The organism is Streptomyces sp. NRRL WC-3618 (assembly GCF_001280005.1).
GTDB lineage: Bacteria > Actinomycetota > Actinomycetes > Streptomycetales > Streptomycetaceae > Streptomyces.
On sequence record NZ_LGDW01000210.1, the window covers coordinates 1 to 1,855 of the forward strand.

Sequence of the window (1,855 nt, forward strand, 5' to 3'; positions counted from 1 at the left end):
CTCGGCTTTGGGCACGGATCTGCACTGTTGGCCTCAGCCAGGTCACACGGGGCGCTGCTGGTTCTCGATGTACTGGCGTACGACGGTCAGTGGTGCCCCGCCGCAGCTTCCGGCGAAGTACGAGCCGGACCAGAAGTGTCCGCCCCACAGGTACCGGCGGACGTGCGCGTCGTACTCCTTGCGCAGGTAGCGGGAGGAGACGCCCTTGAGGGAGTTGACCAGTCTGGAGAGCTGGACTTTCGGCGGATAGTGCACCAGGAGGTGCACGTGGTCTTCTTCGCCGTTGAACTGCTTCAGTTCGGCCTCGAAGTCCTGGCAGACCTCGCGCATGATCTCCTCGCACCTGGTCAGCATGGCGTCCGTCATGGCCTTGCGCCGATACTTGGTGACAAAAACCAAGTGGGCATGCAAGTTGTAGACAACGTGACGGCCAGTGCGTACATCGGGATTCGGATTCCAGCGTGGTGACATAAGCCAAATGGTATCGTGATCGAGTGACCACGGAACGTGCAGGAGAGAAGCGGCAGTTCGGGCATCGTGCCCGACTCGCGCCGACCCCTGCGCAGATCCGGCTCATGGACGACCAGGCGCACGCGGCCCGCACCCTGTGGAACCTGCTGCACGACTGGTGGACGATGCTGCCCAAGGACAAGCGTTCCCTGGCCGCAGCGGACACGGCGATCCGCCAGGCCCGAGGCGAGATCGACTGGCTCGCTGTCCTCCCCGCCCAGGCCGCGCAAGCGGTACTGAAGACGTACTTCCAGGCATGGAAGAACTGCTGGGGCGGCCGTGCCGAGGCGCCGAACTTCAAGGCCCGCCTCCGCACGGTGATGTCGGTGGACATCCCGCAGGGCCGGGACCTGAACATCACCCGCGCGCACCGCCGCTGGGGAATGGCCAACATCCCCAAGATCGGACGGGTCCGGTTCCGCTGGACCAAGGATCTCCCCGTGGGCAAGCGTGCCGACAAGGAGAACCGGATCACCGGGGCGCGACTGGTCAAGGACGCACTCGGCTGGCACATCGCCTTCCGCGTCCAGACCCTCGAAGCCAGGCCCGAGCCTCACCAGGGAACCGAGGTCGGCATTGATGCCGGGGTGAACCTGCCCCTCGCCCTCTCCGACGGCGACCACCAGGACCACGGACGCCCGCCCCGCCTCCCCGACGAGACAGCCGACCGGGACAAGTGGCTGAACCCGCAGGAGAAGGCCAAACTGCTTGGCCTGGAACAACGCGCCGCCCAGCGTAAGCAGCACCGCAAGCGCGGGGAGAAGGCCTCCCGCCGCCTGCGGCACACCTACGACCAGATCAAGCAGCTCCGCGCAACAGCCACGCGCCGCGCCGTTGACTGGCAGCACAAGACCACCACCAACATTGCCAAGCGGTACGGCACCGTCGTGGTCGAACAGCTCAACATCAAGAACATGGTCAAGTCCGCCAGGGGCACCATCGAGAACCCCGGCAGGAGCGTCGCGCAGAAGTCCGGCCTGAACCGCTCCATCAGCCAGGAGGCATGGGGTCGCACCGTGACGATGCTGACGTACAAGACCGCCCGCCACGGCGGCACCCTGCACAAGGTCCCCGCCCCCGGCACCTCCCTGCGCTGCTCAGCCTGTGGTTTCACCACACCGGGCAGCCGGGAGGACCAGGCCACGTTCGTGTGCAAAAACCCCGACTGCGGATGGTCCGGCAACGCTGACTGGAACGCGGCCCGGAACATCCTGCACCTGTACCGGATGGGCCACGCGCTCATCCCGGCTGCCGGGAGGGCAGTCGTCAGGCGTCCCCGTGGCGTCAAGCCCGCCACCGCAAGGTAGGCAGGAATCTCCCTCGTTTACGAGGGAGAGCACTTCAA

The 1,855-nt window shown here is 66.0% G+C and carries 2 protein-coding genes; one reads left to right on the forward strand and one right to left on the reverse strand.

Translation table 11 applies throughout. From position 1 onward, the window contains the following. Positions 1–42: 42 nt before the first annotated feature. Complete coding sequence (gene tnpA, locus ADL01_RS19505) at positions 43–471, reverse strand: IS200/IS605 family transposase (RefSeq protein ID WP_078960626.1); 429 nt, start codon at positions 469–471, stop codon at positions 43–45. 104 nt (positions 472–575) lie between these two features. Here tnpA and ADL01_RS19510 point away from each other — a divergent pair, with 104 nt between their 5' ends. Continuing rightward, a complete protein-coding gene (locus ADL01_RS19510) occupies positions 576–1,817 on the forward strand; it encodes an RNA-guided endonuclease InsQ/TnpB family protein (RefSeq protein ID WP_053743298.1) in 1,242 nt (413 codons plus the stop codon). Positions 1,818–1,855 lie beyond the last annotated feature (38 nt).

Bases quoted from the DNA above. Each gene is read 5' to 3' on its own strand.
- ADL01_RS19510 (WP_053743298.1), top strand. From the start codon at position 576: ATGGACGACCAGGCGCACGCGGCCCGCACCCTGTGGAACCTGCTGCAC.
- tnpA (WP_078960626.1), bottom strand. From the start codon at position 471: ATGTCACCACGCTGGAATCCGAATCCCGATGTACGCACTGGCCGTCAC.